The sequence below is a fragment of the Bacillus yapensis genome, from assembly GCF_005280205.1.
Lineage (GTDB): Bacteria > Bacillota > Bacilli > Bacillales > Cytobacillaceae > Robertmurraya > Robertmurraya yapensis.
Map to the genome: position 1 here is coordinate 230,478 of NZ_SUND01000001.1, position 15,718 is coordinate 246,195.

General features: G+C 37.8%; 19 protein-coding genes and 1 other annotated feature. Of the genes, 3 read left to right on the forward strand and 16 right to left on the reverse strand.

The genetic code is table 11. The features are described 5' to 3' along the window. Positions 1-153: 153 nt before the first annotated feature. From FAR12_RS23920 to FAR12_RS23195, 7 genes are all read right to left on the reverse strand, one after another. Positions 154-276 carry a hypothetical protein gene (locus FAR12_RS23920; RefSeq protein WP_281275623.1) on the reverse strand — a complete coding sequence of 41 codons (123 nt, stop codon included), beginning with the start codon at positions 274-276 and terminating at the stop codon, positions 154-156. Positions 277-290: 14 nt separating this feature from the next. Beyond that, on the reverse strand, positions 291-1,157 hold the full coding sequence (locus FAR12_RS01100) for a permease (RefSeq protein ID WP_126405392.1): 867 nt from the start codon (positions 1,155-1,157) through the stop codon (positions 291-293). 79 nt (positions 1,158-1,236) lie between these two features. Beyond that, positions 1,237-1,686 (reverse strand): MarR family winged helix-turn-helix transcriptional regulator, encoded by a 450-nt coding sequence (locus tag FAR12_RS01105; RefSeq protein WP_126405393.1) that lies wholly within the window; start codon positions 1,684-1,686, stop codon positions 1,237-1,239. 54 nt (positions 1,687-1,740) lie between these two features. Continuing rightward, the gene (locus FAR12_RS01110) at positions 1,741-1,944 is read right to left on the reverse strand and encodes a hypothetical protein (RefSeq protein WP_126405394.1); all 204 of its coding nucleotides are present in this window, start codon (positions 1,942-1,944) and stop codon (positions 1,741-1,743) included. Positions 1,945-2,075: 131 nt separating this feature from the next. Next, positions 2,076-3,329, reverse strand: a complete 1,254-nt coding sequence (locus tag FAR12_RS01115) for an MFS transporter (protein ID WP_246010267.1) — start codon at positions 3,327-3,329, stop codon at positions 2,076-2,078. 19 nt (positions 3,330-3,348) lie between these two features. Next, positions 3,349-3,837 (reverse strand): DinB family protein, encoded by a 489-nt coding sequence (locus FAR12_RS01120; protein WP_126405396.1) that lies wholly within the window; start codon positions 3,835-3,837, stop codon positions 3,349-3,351. Positions 3,838-4,026: 189 nt separating this feature from the next. Further along, the gene (locus FAR12_RS23195; protein WP_170972041.1) at positions 4,027-4,185 is read right to left on the reverse strand and encodes a hypothetical protein; all 159 of its coding nucleotides are present in this window, start codon (positions 4,183-4,185) and stop codon (positions 4,027-4,029) included. 174 nt (positions 4,186-4,359) lie between these two features. On the opposite strand from FAR12_RS23195, the gene FAR12_RS01125 reads away from it, so the two are divergent. Beyond that, positions 4,360-4,908, forward strand: a complete 549-nt coding sequence (locus FAR12_RS01125; RefSeq protein ID WP_126405397.1) for a DUF3231 family protein — start codon at positions 4,360-4,362, stop codon at positions 4,906-4,908. 58 nt (positions 4,909-4,966) lie between these two features. Here the strand turns inward: FAR12_RS01125 and FAR12_RS01130 are convergent, their stop codons facing one another. The 7 genes from FAR12_RS01130 to FAR12_RS01155 form a co-directional block, all read right to left on the reverse strand. Further along, entirely contained in the window at positions 4,967-6,217 is a 1,251-nt protein-coding gene (locus tag FAR12_RS01130) for an MFS transporter (RefSeq protein WP_126405398.1), read from the reverse strand. Positions 6,218-6,241: 24 nt separating this feature from the next. Next, positions 6,242-7,489, reverse strand: a complete 1,248-nt coding sequence (gene tyrS, locus FAR12_RS01135; protein WP_126405399.1) for a tyrosine--tRNA ligase — start codon at positions 7,487-7,489, stop codon at positions 6,242-6,244. A gap of 47 nt (positions 7,490-7,536) precedes the next feature. After that, positions 7,537-7,746: a binding site (T-box leader), on the reverse strand. A gap of 72 nt (positions 7,747-7,818) precedes the next feature. Then, positions 7,819-8,373, reverse strand: a complete 555-nt coding sequence (locus FAR12_RS01140) for a GNAT family N-acetyltransferase (protein ID WP_246010268.1) — start codon at positions 8,371-8,373, stop codon at positions 7,819-7,821. Positions 8,374-8,491: 118 nt separating this feature from the next. Then, positions 8,492-10,729, reverse strand: coding sequence for an ATP-binding cassette domain-containing protein (locus FAR12_RS01145; RefSeq protein WP_126405400.1), 2,238 nt, complete (start codon positions 10,727-10,729; stop codon positions 8,492-8,494). 179 nt (positions 10,730-10,908) lie between these two features. Then, a complete protein-coding gene (locus FAR12_RS23200; protein WP_170972043.1) occupies positions 10,909-11,076 on the reverse strand; it encodes a hypothetical protein in 168 nt (55 codons plus the stop codon). A gap of 61 nt (positions 11,077-11,137) precedes the next feature. Then, the gene (locus FAR12_RS01150; RefSeq protein ID WP_126405401.1) at positions 11,138-11,659 is read right to left on the reverse strand and encodes a GrpB family protein; all 522 of its coding nucleotides are present in this window, start codon (positions 11,657-11,659) and stop codon (positions 11,138-11,140) included. 190 nt (positions 11,660-11,849) lie between these two features. After that, positions 11,850-12,716 carry an SDR family oxidoreductase gene (locus tag FAR12_RS01155; RefSeq protein ID WP_126405402.1) on the reverse strand — a complete coding sequence of 289 codons (867 nt, stop codon included), beginning with the start codon at positions 12,714-12,716 and terminating at the stop codon, positions 11,850-11,852. Between the two features lie 181 nt (positions 12,717-12,897). Between FAR12_RS01155 and FAR12_RS01160 the strand changes: the two genes are divergently transcribed. Then, positions 12,898-13,332 (forward strand): Rrf2 family transcriptional regulator, encoded by a 435-nt coding sequence (locus FAR12_RS01160; protein ID WP_126405403.1) that lies wholly within the window; start codon positions 12,898-12,900, stop codon positions 13,330-13,332. 185 nt (positions 13,333-13,517) lie between these two features. Here the strand turns inward: FAR12_RS01160 and FAR12_RS01165 are convergent, their stop codons facing one another. Then, positions 13,518-13,859: a hypothetical protein gene (locus FAR12_RS01165; protein WP_170972044.1), complete on the reverse strand. Its 342-nt coding sequence runs from the start codon at positions 13,857-13,859 to the stop codon at positions 13,518-13,520. A gap of 124 nt (positions 13,860-13,983) precedes the next feature. After that, positions 13,984-14,676 (reverse strand): MBL fold metallo-hydrolase, encoded by a 693-nt coding sequence (locus tag FAR12_RS01170; RefSeq protein ID WP_126405405.1) that lies wholly within the window; start codon positions 14,674-14,676, stop codon positions 13,984-13,986. Between the two features lie 56 nt (positions 14,677-14,732). Between FAR12_RS01170 and FAR12_RS01175 the strand changes: the two genes are divergently transcribed. Next, the gene (locus FAR12_RS01175) at positions 14,733-15,698 is read left to right on the forward strand and encodes a nucleoside hydrolase (protein ID WP_126405406.1); all 966 of its coding nucleotides are present in this window, start codon (positions 14,733-14,735) and stop codon (positions 15,696-15,698) included. Positions 15,699-15,718 lie beyond the last annotated feature (20 nt).

Below are 15,718 nucleotides of genomic sequence, written 5' to 3' on the forward strand. Positions count from 1 at the left end.
ACCTCTCTCCTTAGAAAAATATAGATGACCATTTTTCTCTCGTTTATGTATCCTATGTATTTCCACCAAAAAAGGTTGGGCATCTTTAAAATACCCAACCTCAATTTAGAATGAACGAAATATATTTATGTCCCTACTTAGTACGCCTATCAATTACCCAGCACAACAAGCGTTTTTCTCGCCATCATTTTTCTCATTGCAGCAAGTATCGTCTTTGACTTCTTCAAACTTTACATCACAGCAAGTTTTGTCGTCACTTTTTTTGAACCACGCCATTTTTCTCACCTCCTTTAAATCAGATAAAATAGAAATCCTGAAATTGAAGCCATCAATACGACTGATACAACAAAAGCAGACACCAAACGTTTTTGAAAAATCGAGTTTAATAAGGTTACTTCTGGTAAGCTGGCTCCTGTTGAAGCAATCATTAAAGCCATTACTGGTGGAAAGGCCATCCCTTTTGCAATCAGAATTTGCGATAAGGGAATCATTGTTGATAAGCGTACATATAAAGGAATTCCAATGACTGCAGCAACCGGAACAAGCCACCACTTGTCATCACCTAGATAGGTTGTAATCCATTCCGTCGGCACTACACCATGGATAAGCGAGCCAATCCCTGCTCCGATTAACAAAAACGGATAAACAGTCTTCATCAATCCCATCGTTTCTTTAAAAGCATGCTTAAAGCTGAATTTTATTTCTTGCTCTGTAAACCCCGTCATTTTTACTTTCTTTACTGCCTTCTCGAAGCCTAGTTTCTCTAAAGCTAACCCTATCCCGATTGACAGAAGCGTTGTCACAATCGTATAAACTACAGCAACCTTGAAGCCTAATAAGGCTGCCATCAAGGTAATAATTGTTGGATCGAGTACAGGAGATGCGAATAAAAAGACCATCACAATACCAAAGCGAACATTTTTATTCAAGAGATTCACAACAACTGGAATCGTTGAGCAAGAACAAAATGGCGTCATAAAAGCAAATCCAACTGCAGCCACCACCCCGATAAATGTGTTTTTACCCGATAAGAATTTGTTGAGCTTTTCATAAGGAACCAATCCTTGTAGTAGACTCACAAGAAAAGATATCCCAACAAATAAAACCGTAAGTTCTAAAGCAATTGATAAAAAGTCACGGAAAACCTGATAGAACATTTCGTAGCCCTCCTCTAATAGTTGTATTTCGCAACTATTTATTATTTGTAATTTGCAACTATATCAAATAAGGGGAAGTTCACCCCTGGATATTCCCACAGCACATACTTGATTTAGCCATTGCATTATTTAAAAGCTTAATCGAGCGAATAACCGTTTCTTTTTCAAAATCATTCATATGAGAAAATACATCATTTAAGAAGAGATTCATTTGTTCATCAATCGTCGTTGCAACATACTTACCTTCTGTAGTTAAGGAAAGAATTTGAATTCTTCGATCCTCTGCATCTGGCGTTTTCTTCACTAAATTCATTTTCACTAATGACTGAACTTGGCGACTAAATGTTGTAATATCAATTCCTAACGTATCGGCAATCTGCTGCATCGAAGGATTATGCTGATGGTCAATCTCATAAAGAATATGACTTTGAACAAGGGAAATCTCAGTCCCTCCAGTAGTACAGCAATTCTTATTTAGAAAGCCAAAACGGCGTGTCATCACCTGAAACAATTCACGTAAATTTTCCAATTTTTCCACCTCTGACTTTATTATACGAAATAATTTGCAAAATGCAACTATTTATCAAAAGATTTTTTTCAATCTAAGGTAAGCATCAGTAAAACTGTGATAAGAATCCTCTCCATATAACATTACATCTCCTTGAATAAAGTTACTAATCATATACTCTTTAGCCTCTTCAAGAACGAAATTTCTAGATGTCATGACCAATCTAAAATATGATTCAAAATAATCCACCGAAAGCACACTCGAACGATTAACTGTCATGCTCCCCTCTCCCTTCTTTTTATAACACATTTTTATTTGTATTATACAACTATTTTATCCATTTATACTATGGTTATCGATTAAATTAGAAAGAGGGCCATCACCACTAAAAAAGAGCCCAGCTCCAAATCTTATTCTATATGGATTTTTCCATTCAAACTTTCACTTTTTAGGAAAGCAACTTTTCCCCGGACGTGAAGATTGATAAATCCATAGACAGACGAAAATATCATTAAGCATCCCGAAAGGATGTAAATCAATCGCACCCCGATGAGGTCTGTTAATGCACCAATGCCAAGGATGGAAACGATCGAAATAAGCTGAATTAATGTTGATTTTGCCGCTAGTATTTTTGTCAATGTCGCTTCATCCGTACTGTTTTGGAATAATGTTTCTTGGGCCAAGTCTCTCATTTGGTAAGACGGTCCCATTAACAAGACCAATAACAATGCCAAAATGGGGTTCGATACGAAACCATATGCAAACGTCAGAAGACCAAAAGCGACTGAACCGATTAACATAAAGGTCGTTAATCTTCCTTGGAATAATTTTGAGAAACGGAATACTAATATCCCACCAATGATCGTACCTAAATTGTATCCGCCATTAATGTATCCCCACCATGTCTCTCCTTTACCCAGCGCATCCTCCACATAAGTTAACGTCACAGCCCCAATCCAGATCATGCCCACCCAAGCTTCCAGGAGATCCATCATGATTAGTACTTTCAATCCCTTATGGGTGAAGAGATACTTCCATCCTGTCGTTAAGCGAGCAATGAGTCCATCTTGTGCTTGGATATTGGTAGCATGAATAACTTTTACAAGAGAAAGAGAGAAAATTGAAAGCAAAATTAAACTGCAGGTAATGTAAAGGGTCGGTTCTTTCCCTAAAAAGGCAATAAGAACTCCACCAAATGTCCAGCCCGCAAATAGAAACGTTTGATCAACACTTGCGAGGAGACTATTGGCTTTCACACGCGATTCTTCTGGAACGACTGCTTTTACAAGAGATGATTTTATCGGTGCAAAGATACCGTTGAAGATAGAAATCACGGCTAATACGATAAAAAAGAATAGGATAGTCAAGGTGTTCATTTCTTGAAAAAATAGGGCCACTAAAACGAATAGAAATACGAATTGAGTCATCTGTGAAGTCATTAATATATGGGTTGGTTTAAATTTGTCTGAGAGTAGGGGCAGGGTCAAGCTACTCATCATGCGTGAAAATAAACTTACCAACGTTACGAGTGCTGCTAATGTAGTAGATTGTGTTTCATCATATAGATGCAGTACAACAACCATGGTATACAAGGAAAATCCTAGATTCGTAGAGCATTGGCTCACTACTAGAGCATAAAAAGAACGGGTCATAAATTTTCTCATTTCCTTTGGTGGTTTTAAATTACACGAATAGGTTTAGTCCAATTAAATTTGCAGAGATAGGTTCCTTCCCCATCTCCCTGGCCCAAACAGATAATTGTCCAATATGGTGGACTTCATGAACAGAAACATGTAGGAGAACCTCTAAGTAAGCAAATGACACTTTTTCTCCTTGTTTATTGACACCGTGAAATCGCTCATTTCGTAGGTTCCAGTTAGAGTGTTCTATGAAACTTAAAGAATACTCTTTCGTCATTTTAGAAAGTTTGCTCACAGCATCCAAAGAATTATACTCTTGAAAATTGTACTTTTTAGGATCTTCCTTACTTAAACCGTGCATCCATCTCTGTTCAAAATCAACAATATGAAAAAGGGTATGTAAAATTCCTTTGTATCCACCTATTCTTTCTTTTAATAACTCTTCTTCTGATATTCTCTTACACCATTCAAACCACTTCTCTCGGATTGTCCAATTATATTCAAAAAGTGATTTTACATAATTTTCCCTCATGAATAACCTCCCTTTACACTTTCAAGTAATTAAAGAAGCAGATAGAACTTATTGTTTTATCAAATTTTTAATCAGAGGGTTAAAGTCTTCTGGGTATTTATTAAGTTCAAGTTATTTTATCATAAATTTCTGAAAAATAACGATAAAAAATAAGCCATCCTCCCTTTTCGAAGAATGCTCCCATTCGTTTCATCCAGTCCAATGATTTGTACGATTTTCCTTGATCACTTCGCCTAATTTCTCAGCTTGTTTACTTTCATCAGGTGGTGCCATTCCAGACTTCTTCTCAAAATATATGGCAATGCCTCCAATAATAACAACAGGTATTAATATATACAGCCAAATCATAGCAATACCTCCACATAAAACATCTCTTAATATTTATTATATCATTTATTTTTACTTAATTTTACAATTTTAACAGAACAAACACCAGACATATTATTTTCCAGTAAATTGGAAATCATATTGATAACTAATATTTCCCAATACACTTCGATTAATTTTGAAAGGAGTTAATCCATGACTTCCATTATCGAATCACTGAAAGATCTTTTACAAATAAGTTTAGATGATGAACCTAAAAATCCGCTACATGTGGGAGAAGTAATGAGCTGTTGGTTATATATCACGATTATGGATGAGGCAAGTGTGTTTATCCAAATTGGGCTGAACACCACGACAGATGACGAAGTAGTAAAGATTCTAAAAGACAGCCTTAAACAATGTGAAACTCAATCTCAAAGATTTAAGAGCTTTATGAAAAAAGAAGGCATTCATTTGCCTCCTACTAGTGAGCCGCGACCTAATTCAGATCCAAACGGAGTGCCTTTGGGGACTAAACTAACGGACGATGAAATTATGAATGGATTAAGTATCAAAACCGTTGCCGCGATTGTTCATTGTGCGACAGCTTCAGCACAAGCCATCAGAAATGATGTCGGTTCCATGTTTGCTCATGCTATGTTTGAGAAAATGCAGTTCGGTGCTTCATTAAAGGACATGATGAGAAAGCGTGGATGGATAAAGGTACCACCCTATTACTATCCGCCAGGCGCACCTAGTAATTAACGAAACAAAACCTCCCTTCATTTTCTGATGGGAGGTTTCACTACGCAGTAACTCTCAATCAATTTTTCGCTTGTTCTTTTCGAATGATGATGACAAACAAACTTGCTAGAAAACAGAAGATACCAGCTCCTACAAAAGCGTACGAGTAGGTGTCGTAACGTTCAAAAATAACACCTCCACCATATGCGGCTACTGCAGCCCCAACTTGGTGTGCTGCAAATATCCAACCATAAATAATAACGCTTTTTTCTAAGCCAAAGACATTCCTTGCGATGTTAATCGTAGGAGGTACTGTCGCAATCCAATCCAAACCGTAGAACACAGTAAAAATCATCAGCAGTGTAAGCGAACCTTGTTGCAGAGCATAAGGCAATAACAGTAATGATAAGCCTCTTAGTGCATAGTACCAAAAGAGCAGCCAGCGATTATCGATTCGATCAGACAGCCATCCAGATGCAGTTGTCCCGACTAAGTCAAAGACCCCCATGATCGATAAAAATGAGGCAGCCGTCACAGCAACAATACCAAAGGAAACGCATAACGCTACAAAATGAGTACCAATTAATCCATTCGTCGAAAGTCCACATATAAAGAAACTTCCTGCTAACAGCCAAAACTCTTTATGTTTAAAAGCATAAAAAAGTGTATCTATTGCCGTTTTAAATGGGTTCATTTTAAGCTTATTCGGCGATTCTGAAACTATTTCTTCTTCAGATCCATAAGGAGTTATCCCAATTTTTCTAGGCGAATCCTTCATAAAACTCCAGATAAGTAAGAACATGATCATGCTAAGTATTAAAATAATGACAATCGCATTTTTCCAAGTAGAATCCTCTATGACGTAAGCAAGTAATGGTAGTAGCAATAACTGTCCGGTTGCTGTACTCGCAGTAAGAATCCCTATAGCTAAGCCTCTTCTTTTTACAAACCAAGTGTTGGCAATAAGTGGACTAAGAACAGTAAGAAAAAGGCTCGCACCTAGTCCATTCAATACACCCCATACCAATACAAGATGCCATGGCTCTGACATGAATAAAGTAAGGATCAGGCTAATCATGAGCGTGCCCATGGAAATGAGCATCATTTTTTTGATTCCTACTGATTGAACAATGGCTCCCATAAATGGACCTGAGAATCCATAGATGAATAGGCTCAACCCGAAGGCAAATGAAATCATCGAGCGATCCCAATGAAACTCCTCTTCAAATGGAATCACAAATACACCCGATGAAGATCGTACAATTCCCGCTACGATAATCGAAAAGAATGTCAGGAATAAAATGATCCAGCTATAATGTAGTTTCCTCATCTGTCTCTCCCCCAGTGTATCTCTTTAATTTATCTGCAGCTTCACGAATTTCCGTTTACCTACTTGAATAATCGGTTCTTCCGATGTATCTACTTGAAGATATATGTCATTAACCTTCACTTCATTTATGCGAATCCCACCGTTTTGGATCATTTTTCGTGCTTCCGTTTTTGATTTTTGTAATCCTAGCTCCACGAGTAGTTCCACTATAGGAAGCTCTTTATCTCCGCTCCATTTTATAACGGGTACTTCATTAGGAAGTGAACCCCGTTGAAACACAGCCTTAAAGGCTTCCTCTGCTTTTTCTGCCTCTTCTTCATTGTGATAAATACTTACAATCCTTCTAGCTAGAAACATTTTTGCATCTCTTGGATGTAATTTCCCAAGCTTAAGCTCTTCTTTGATTCTACTCTTTTCTACTAAAGATAAATCCGTAACCAGGTCAAAATACTTCGGAATTAATTCATCTGTTATCGACATTGTTTTACCATACATATCATTTGGTGCATCATCCACACCAATATAATTGTTCTTCGATTTGGACATCTTTTCGACACCATCAAGTCCCTCAAGCAATGGAAGCAATACAACCACTTGCTTCTCTTTCCCATAATGCTCTTGCAAATGTCTGCCCATCAACACGTTAAAATGTTGATCTGTTCCGCCAAGTTCTATATCACTTTCGAGTTCAACAGAATCACAGCCTTGCATTAAGGGGTAAAAAAATTCATGTAAAGAAATCGGTTTTCCTGTAGAGTATCTCTCTGAAAAATCATTTCGCTCAAGTAAGCGCGCTACTGTAATACTTGATGACAATTTAATAATCTCTTCAAGATTAAGTTCACTGAGCCATTTTGAATTGTAATGTAATTCTACCTTTTCCATATCTAATACTTTGCTAAATTGTTCAAAATACGTTTTCGCATTATGAATGACTTCTTCATTCGTAAGTTGTTTTCTTACAGTTGATTTTCCGGTTGGATCTCCTATTTTACCGGTGAAGTCCCCAATTATAAGTTGAATGGTGTGTCCGTTCTCCTGGAATTGCTTTAGTTTGTTTAAAACGACCGTATGTCCTAAGTGAACATCAGGGGCAGATGGATCCAGTCCTAACTTTACTTTTAAAGGTTCTTGTTTTAATAATGACCTTGCGATCTTATTCTTGAGTTCAATAGCAGGAATAATCGCTGCTACCCCATTGCCATAAATCGCAAACTGTCTCTCCACTTCAGCTAATTGCTCACTTATCAGTTGCTCTAAAATGTTCCCCAATATGCTCGCCTCCAATTATCAAAAAATAAAAAAACCACGCCCCCATAAAAAGGGACGTGGTTAGCGCGGTACCACCCTAATTGAAGATTTCTCTTCCACTTAAAACGAATAACGGATCGTTCCGTTCTTTACTACTATAGGTTCGTAAAGAAAGTTCAAGGAGGTAATTCGCACTTATCTTTGTACTGATTCACACCTACCATCAGCTCTCTAAAACAGGGAGATAAGTCACTACTGTTTCCTGTCATCACTTATTTTCAAAATATTTCTATATATCATAACTTTGTATTGCAGAAATTTCAAATAAAATATTCCAGAGCCAATTAGTTTTATCTACTTTCAAAATCTTGCTTCAACATCGAGTACATATACAAATCATCAAATTTCCCACTCGTGTACTCGTATTGGCGTAATAGTCCTTCTCTCACAAAACCTTGTTTTTCAACGAGCTTTTGTGATGAGAGATTTGGTGGTTCAATTAGCGCTTCGATACGATTCAATTCCATATGTTCAAAGCCATACTTAAGGATCACGCCAATTGCCTCGCTCGCAATTCCTTGCCCCCAATATTCTCGACTAAGTTCGAAGCCAATTTCCGTGCGGGAGTGCTGGGAAACTTGGTTATGAAAACCACAACTGCCAATCACTCGTCCTTTTAAAGTAATTCCCCAACGGATGCCCGTCTTGTTTTCAAATATGGATTGATACCATGAGATTTCGTCCATTGCGTCGGCGATCGATTTAAACGGTTCTAACCCGTAATATTTCATGACCACTTCATCAGATAGATAACATAGCATATCGCTGGCATCATCGTTTGTCACTTGTCTTAAAACTATTCTATTCGTTTCCAATACAGGAAATGTGTCGATCTCAAACGTCACGAAAATCATCCTTTTTTGAATATTTTTCTTTTTTCAATACACATCTCCATTTAATTCCACAAAAATAGCGTTAATCCTCCAAAGAATTAACGCTACCCTTTTTATTTCAATATGCTGACTAGATATATTTCGCTGTTATCGACTGTTCACATTGCTTAATTTCTGCTGGTGGACCTTCATAAAGAATCTTTCCACCTTCTGAACCACCTTGAGGACCAATATCAACGATCCAATCACTTTGACGAATGACTTCTATATTGTGTTCAATCACGATAACCGTATTTCCCTTTTCGACCATTTCATTAATAATATGAAGAATATTTGATATGTCGGACAAATGTAACCCTGTTGTTGGCTCATCAAGAATATAAATATGGCCGCCTGCTTTTAGCTCCTTCGCTAACTTCAGACGCTGGCATTCTCCACCTGATAATGTGGATAATGGCTGACCAATTGTAAGATAAGAAAGTCCAACCATTTCTAGACTTTTCAATTTAGCTTTGATATCCTTTGTCTCAAAAAAGTCTAGGGCCTCTTGTACAGTCATATCCATAACTTCGACTATATTTTTCCCTTTATATAAATACTCCAGCACGTCCTGTCGATAACGATTTCCTTGGCATTCACTACATTCCGTTTCCATCTTATCCATGAAGGATAAATTCAGTTCAACGGTTCCAGTTCCACCACAGGTTGGGCAAGCTCCTTTTGAATTATAGCTGAATAGACCAGCATCTACTTCATTTGCATCCGCAAACGCTTTTCGAATTCCATTCATAATTCCTAAAAACGTAGCTGCATTTGAGCGACTTGTTGTATGTATAGGGTTCTGATCAATTTGTAAGGCGTCAGGAAAATCCTTCGCAAATACTTCGTTCACAAGTGTACTTTTTCCTGAACCGGCTACTCCTGTCACAACAGTGAATACGCCTTTTGGAACGCGAAGACTAACATTCTTTAAATTATGTAATGAACTTTTCCGACTTTCATAGAATTCTGTAACAGTTCGTGGATTCGTATTAATAGGTGAATGTTTGTTTAAAAATCGAGCAGTTAAAGTATCGGTTTGCAGTAAACTAGGATAATCTCCACTATACATAATGTTACCGCCATTGCTCCCTGCAAGCGGTCCAACATCAACGATATGATCGGCAATTTGAATAACATCTGGGTCATGCTCCACAACAAGAACGGTATTCCCCTTATCTCTCATTTTCACGAGCAAATCATTTAACCGATAGACATCTCGTGGATGAAGTCCGGTACTTGGCTCATCAAAAATATAGAGAAGACCAGTGAGGTTACTCGAAAGGTATTTCACCATTTTCACACGCTGTGACTCGCCACCAGATAAAGTCGCTGTTTCACGATCTAAACTCATATATCCTAGGCCGATTTCACACAAATTCGTTAACCGTTCAATAATACTCTCAATGACGGGCTTAGCGTCTGGCACTTCCCAAGTTTTCAACACATCAATTAATTCATTTAACTGCAATGCTGTGACATCATAAATAGAGTAATCGTGGATTTTAGAAGAAAGGACGTTTTTATTATAACGTTTGCCCTCACAAGAATGGCATATCGTATTCGTTGTGAACTCCTCTAGTTGTTTCATCGCCTTCTTTGAAACTTCTTTTTCTCTATTAATGTTTTGGCGCATGAATCGAACGACTATACCTTCATAGGTAGCATTAAAATCTCCAAAGGACTTCATCTTAACTTTTTCAGGTTCCGCATATAGTAATTTTTGGAGCTCTTCTTCTGTATAATCTTTGATTTTTTTATCATTATCAAAGAACCCAGTCTCCGCATATGATTTCCATTGATAGGTTCCTGGAGAATAACCTGGCAAAAGAATAGCACCTTCATTTAGCGACTTATTCCAATCGATTGCAGCATCAACATTTAAGGTAATAACCTTGCCAATCCCCTCACAAACTGGGCACATTCCACTTGGATCATTAAAAGAATACGCATTGCTGAATCCGAGATGTGGTTTTGCAAATCGAGAAAAAAGCACTCTGAACAATGGGAGAATATCTGAGATTGTCCCTAAAGTCGAGCGAGCATTTCCACCTAAACGTTTCTGGTCCACGACAATAGCTGTTGAAAGATTTTGGATTTCATCAATGTCAGGGCGACTATATTTGGGAAGAAAGAGTCTCGTAAAATTACTGTAAGTTTCATTTAATTGACGTCCTGCTTCTTGGGCAATCGTGTCAAACACAATAGATGACTTCCCTGAACCAGATACGCCTGTGAAAACAGTAATCTTTCCTTTGGGAATTTGCAAATTGACATTCTTGAGGTTGTTTTCTCTTGCATTGACTAGCTCGATAAATTGTTGTTTCATTCAAGTCCTCCTTAATAAATCTTCAATCTTTTGTACGGCTAATGCGGCCCATAAGTTCCCAGAAAATTCATCCACATAACATTTTTTCGAATCCAATTTACTTGGAGTCAACTAAATTACTCTATCACTCCTCCAACCGACAAATTGGCGACCCCTCTCATTGAAGAATCGCCAGTTCGTTAGTTTCTATTTTCCTTATTTACTTTTAATATTTCCTTCAAAGTATTATGTATATTTTGTAGACTGATCAAGATAACTCCGAGCATAACAAACGTTATGATTTCCCCTGTGTATATGGAAACGAGCGCTAGAATTACTGCATATAATCCATATAGCCAACCATTCATTTAATCTCACCTCACCATTTTTTACAATTTTCATAAAAATAAAACGTGAACATGAGAAAAATCATTCTTGATTTTCCTTAGCCCACTCTAGTGCTTTCAATTCTATTTCTTTAACAAATGCATCCTTACCATTTATGTAGGATTCAATATCATAGGGAAATTGCTCTGCCAATTTCTCTTTGAGCGCCCCATAACTTTTCCTTTCATGCGGATGATTTAGGAGATAGTCCCGAAATGCTAAATGCCGTTCTATTTCAGTACTTCCAACTTGATAGACATGAACATGATGAGTCCGATTGTCCCCACCCTTTTGAAAATACCTGCGTCCTGGTATTCCATTCTCACCCTTCGGTTCATATCCAATATTTTGCATCTCTTCATTGTATTTATCGACGAGGGAAATGTCTTTAACCACCGGCATGATATCTATTATAGGCTTAGCTTTTAACCCTGGTACGGCCGTACTACCAATATGATGGATCGCGACCATTTCATTTTCAAAAATAAGTTTTAGTTTACCTGCTTCTTCAGCGAATAGCACAGCCCATTTCTCATCATAATTACTGACATCAACCTTCCTCAAGACAGCACCTCCACTCCTTTAACTTCGCTAAAAAAGACATTTATCCTCCTTCCATTAAAGCACGATTCTTTAACATATAAAAAGGCTCGATTCCACTCACTAGCGTCCTCGAGCCTTCCCATTTATAAAATCAGATCCCCATCTCCAGCCGCCGCTTCCTCTTCGTTCATAATCAGCTGATGACTTCTCATTAATTGGTAAAACCATTCACGATTTGCGTAAGTCCTTCTTTGATTGATGTAACTGGACGTCCTAGAACTTTTTCAAAGTCCTTGCTGTTAATTTCAAGAGAGCCTTCACGAATATCCTTTTGGATGTTCACGATCATAGTGACTAGGAAGTCTGGTAATCCAGCTCCAGTTAAGATTTCAGCATATGTTGCATCATCGACTTGTTGAACAGATACCTCTTTGCCCAATACTTCTCCAAGTGTCAAGGCTAGCTCTTCTTGTGCTAATAGTGGACCAGACAGTTCATAAATGGTATTTTCATGGCCCTCTCCTGAAAGAACTGCTGCCGCAGCTTCTGCATAATCCTGCTGCAACGCCCAACCAACTTTCCCCTTTCCTGCAGAAGTCACCCATGGTGCTCCAGCTAAAACTCCTTGAATACTAGAGATTTCATTCTCAAGATACCAGTTGTTACGTAGGAAAGAATAAGGAATGCCCGAATTTATAATGGCTTCCTCTGTCACTTTATGTGTTGGCGCTAGGAAGTTTGTGCTTTCTTGTGCATTCGCGATGCTCGTATAAGCAATAAATCCGACCCCTGCACGTTTGGCTGCTGCTACTGCATTGCCGTGCTGACGAATTCTCGTTTCATTATCTCCGTCTGCAGAAATAATAAGCAAACGTTCAATTCCTGCAAATGCCTGCTCCAATGTTTCTGGGTGATCGAAATCACCATGACGAACCTCAACACCACGTGCGCGTAAGCCTTCTGCCTTCTCAAGATTTCGTACACTTACTGCTAATTGCGTTGCTGGTACGGTTTCTAATAACTTCTCAACGATTTTACTTCCTAATTTCCCTGTAGCTCCTGTCACTAACCATTTCATGAACTATTTCTCCTCCCAAAACCCCATTATAGTTGTAATCGATACGGTTACATGTAACTATATTAATTACAATCAAGTACTATGTCAAGTAATCCAAACTTTTTATCGTTTTGGAATTCTTTTTGAGTATAATAATAGTTGTAACCATACTAATTACATGGAAAAAAGTTGGTGATTTATCATGTCCATTAGCAGCCGATTTGCTGTAGGTGTTCATATATTAACATTGATTGAGTTCAATAAAGATGGGGTAAGCTCATCTGAATATTTAGCTGAAAGTGTCAACACGAATCCTGCCCTTATCAGAAAAATTATCGGGATGCTAAAAAAGGCAGAATTAGTTGATGTGCATCCAGGGATCGCTGGGGCAAATCTTGCAAAAAAATTATCCGAAATCACATTGCTAGATGTGTATAAAGCAGTAAATGTTGTTCCGGAAAATGAACTATTTAGCGTTCACGAAAATCCAAATCCCAAATGTTTGGTTGGACGAAATATCCAAGAAACAATTATTCCCATACTGTCGATCGCACAAATCGCTATGGAAAAGGTACTTGGAAGCGTCACGATCGAAGACATCTTTGAGGATATTGTGGAAAAAGAGAAGCAGAAATAACTTATGATAGGCTCCGTTACATGGTTAAGGAGCCTATCTTATAGGAACAAAATCTTACTATCAAAATGCATCCTATTAAAATGATGAAAGATATAATATTGACAAGACAGCCTTTGATTTATCTCTTTCCTTATCAGACACTTTTCTCCCTTCCCTAGTCCCCTTCTTTTTCATTTCGAAAACTTTCATTCATCTAACTCTTCAAGCGAAAAATTAATGAGTTCATCAATTGCATAAGTTTTAAAAACGACCCCTTTAGTATCAAAAACGGCATCAGCTGGTTCCTTTTCAAGTTCAAGTACTGGATGACTATCGATGGATTCATTCCTAATGAATGCAATTTTATACGTGTTAATCCCTTTTCGCTCGAAATCATCATAAGAAATTTCAGTTCCTGCTACATAAATCAAATATTTTCCATTTTCATCAGAAAAACGATCAGGAGCATACAAATTTGGAACAGAGGCGTCTTGATTACTACCACTTCCCACCATCATAATCGTCATCAAAAATAACAAATAGCCCAATCTATTTTTATTACGTATTTTTAATGGTCTTTCTCACTCACCATAAATATATAAATCAATCCTCCTATTCATTCTTAGAGCTATTTTCTTCAGAAGAATAAATGTTTTTTGAGGCTGTAACCACTTATTCAAATGTAATCAATTCTGAAATATATCTATTAATCCCGCCTTTCAAAACCGCTCCATGTCCCGTGCACAAATACTCTATTTCAAATTGGTTCATTGCTTTTAATCCCTTGATAAATGAATCAAAATCGCGCTGTCTTCTCATTTCTTTATTTTGAGACCATTCCGAAACGAATTTCTTAAACTTTTCTCCAGTTACATCCCCATCTTCGACAACCTGACCATTTATTGGCTCCCCAAAGAAACAAATATGATCACCACAAAACAATACCTTTTCTTTTTTATGGTAAAGGGCCACGGAACCCTTTGTATGATGCCCAAGAAGTAAACATTCTAGATTGCTTACCGTAGAGCCACTGTCAGGAAGATAAGATGTTAAGTCGCTCCTAATATCTTCAGGAACCCTTTCCAGATCCGCTTTATGAATATAGCCTTCAGCGTTTTCAAGGAATCGAATTCCTCCTATATGATCCCTGTGTCCATGAGTTGCTATGAATCTATTAATATTTTCAATTCCAATTTTCTTCATTTCCCCTGCAAGATGTTCAAAATGCTCTTCCTTTCCAGAATCAATCAAGGTGACTTCATCCCCTTCAACTAACACATAGCAGTTATTGAACGAATTCCAAGACTCATCCCAAAGCAAAAAAACATAGACATGATCCGTTATTTTTTTGAAATATTTTTCCATATTGATTTCAACTCCTTTTTTCAAGCATTTTACTTCATTTAAATCATAAACTTGTAATGACTGACTTAGGAGGGATTGAATTGACGGAAAAAATTCTGCTTTTTGCAGATCCGGGTATAGACGATTCATTGGCGATTATTTACGCTCTTCTAAATCCGAACATTGAGCTTGTTGGCATTGTCACAAGCTACGGAAATGTTTCAAAAGAACAGGCGACAGCAAATGCGTATTATTTACTTCAGCTCGCTAATCAAACCCAGATTCCCATTATTCCTGGTGCTGCAAATCCAGTTGAGCAAGAAGAGGCATCGAATATCTACTATCCAGAAATCCATGGAGCGGAAGGAATGGGACCGATCCGACCACCAGGCAACCTGCAATATCAAGTTCACTCTTTTGAAACCATTAGAACCATCATAAATCGCTATCCAAATGAAATCGTTATTGTTGATACAGGCCGTTCAACAAGCTTAGCGACCGCATTCATTCTTTTTAATGAAGAAATAAAAAAAGTAAAAGCATTTTATCTAATGGGAGGTGCCTTTTTTGTACCTGGAAACGTCACCGCTTTAGCAGAAGCCAATTTTTATGGAGATCCTACAGCTACGAACTATGTTTTATCACATGCACATAATCTAACGATCACTCCACTAAACGTGACCCAATATGCCCTTCTCACCTCGGAAATGGTGCAGCGCTTAACACAAGAAGGAGATACTCCCTTTGGTTCACTACTTTCACCTATTTTCGAGTTTTACTATAGTGCTTATCAAAAAAACATTCCTAACATTCAAGGTGCCCCCATCCACGATCTACTAACTGTGATGATTGTAAGCACCCCTACTATTGTCGATTATGTCTATTATGATCCGAAGGTCATTAACGGAAATAGTGAAGCGAAAGGGATGTCCTTTATCGACATCCGCCCAACCAGTCCAAAAGGAAAAACGAGAATTGCCGTGAAACTAAACTATGAGAAGTTCGTCGAGGAATTCTTTAACGTCATGTTGAGGTTAGACTAGGAGAGAGTAATCTCTCCTTG

Coding starts and splice junctions, on each gene's coding strand:
- FAR12_RS23920 (WP_281275623.1), bottom strand. CDS start 276: ATGGCGTGGTTCAAAAAAAGTGACGACAAAACTTGCTGTGATGTAAAG.
- FAR12_RS01100 (WP_126405392.1), bottom strand. CDS start 1,157: ATGTTCTATCAGGTTTTCCGTGACTTTTTATCAATTGCTTTAGAACTT.
- FAR12_RS01110 (WP_126405394.1), bottom strand. CDS start 1,944: ATGACAGTTAATCGTTCGAGTGTGCTTTCGGTGGATTATTTTGAATCA.
- FAR12_RS01115 (WP_246010267.1), bottom strand. CDS start 3,329: ATGAGAAAATTTATGACCCGTTCTTTTTATGCTCTAGTAGTGAGCCAA.
- FAR12_RS01120 (WP_126405396.1), bottom strand. CDS start 3,837: ATGAGGGAAAATTATGTAAAATCACTTTTTGAATATAATTGGACAATC.
- FAR12_RS23195 (WP_170972041.1), bottom strand. CDS start 4,185: ATGATTTGGCTGTATATATTAATACCTGTTGTTATTATTGGAGGCATT.
- FAR12_RS01125 (WP_126405397.1), top strand. CDS start 4,360: ATGACTTCCATTATCGAATCACTGAAAGATCTTTTACAAATAAGTTTA.
- FAR12_RS01130 (WP_126405398.1), bottom strand. CDS start 6,217: ATGAGGAAACTACATTATAGCTGGATCATTTTATTCCTGACATTCTTT.
- FAR12_RS01145 (WP_126405400.1), bottom strand. CDS start 10,729: ATGAAACAACAATTTATCGAGCTAGTCAATGCAAGAGAAAACAACCTC.
- FAR12_RS23200 (WP_170972043.1), bottom strand. CDS start 11,076: ATGAATGGTTGGCTATATGGATTATATGCAGTAATTCTAGCGCTCGTT.
- FAR12_RS01155 (WP_126405402.1), bottom strand. CDS start 12,716: ATGAAATGGTTAGTGACAGGAGCTACAGGGAAATTAGGAAGTAAAATC.
- FAR12_RS01160 (WP_126405403.1), top strand. CDS start 12,898: ATGTCCATTAGCAGCCGATTTGCTGTAGGTGTTCATATATTAACATTG.
- FAR12_RS01170 (WP_126405405.1), bottom strand. CDS start 14,676: ATGGAAAAATATTTCAAAAAAATAACGGATCATGTCTATGTTTTTTTG.
- FAR12_RS01175 (WP_126405406.1), top strand. CDS start 14,733: ATGACTGACTTAGGAGGGATTGAATTGACGGAAAAAATTCTGCTTTTT.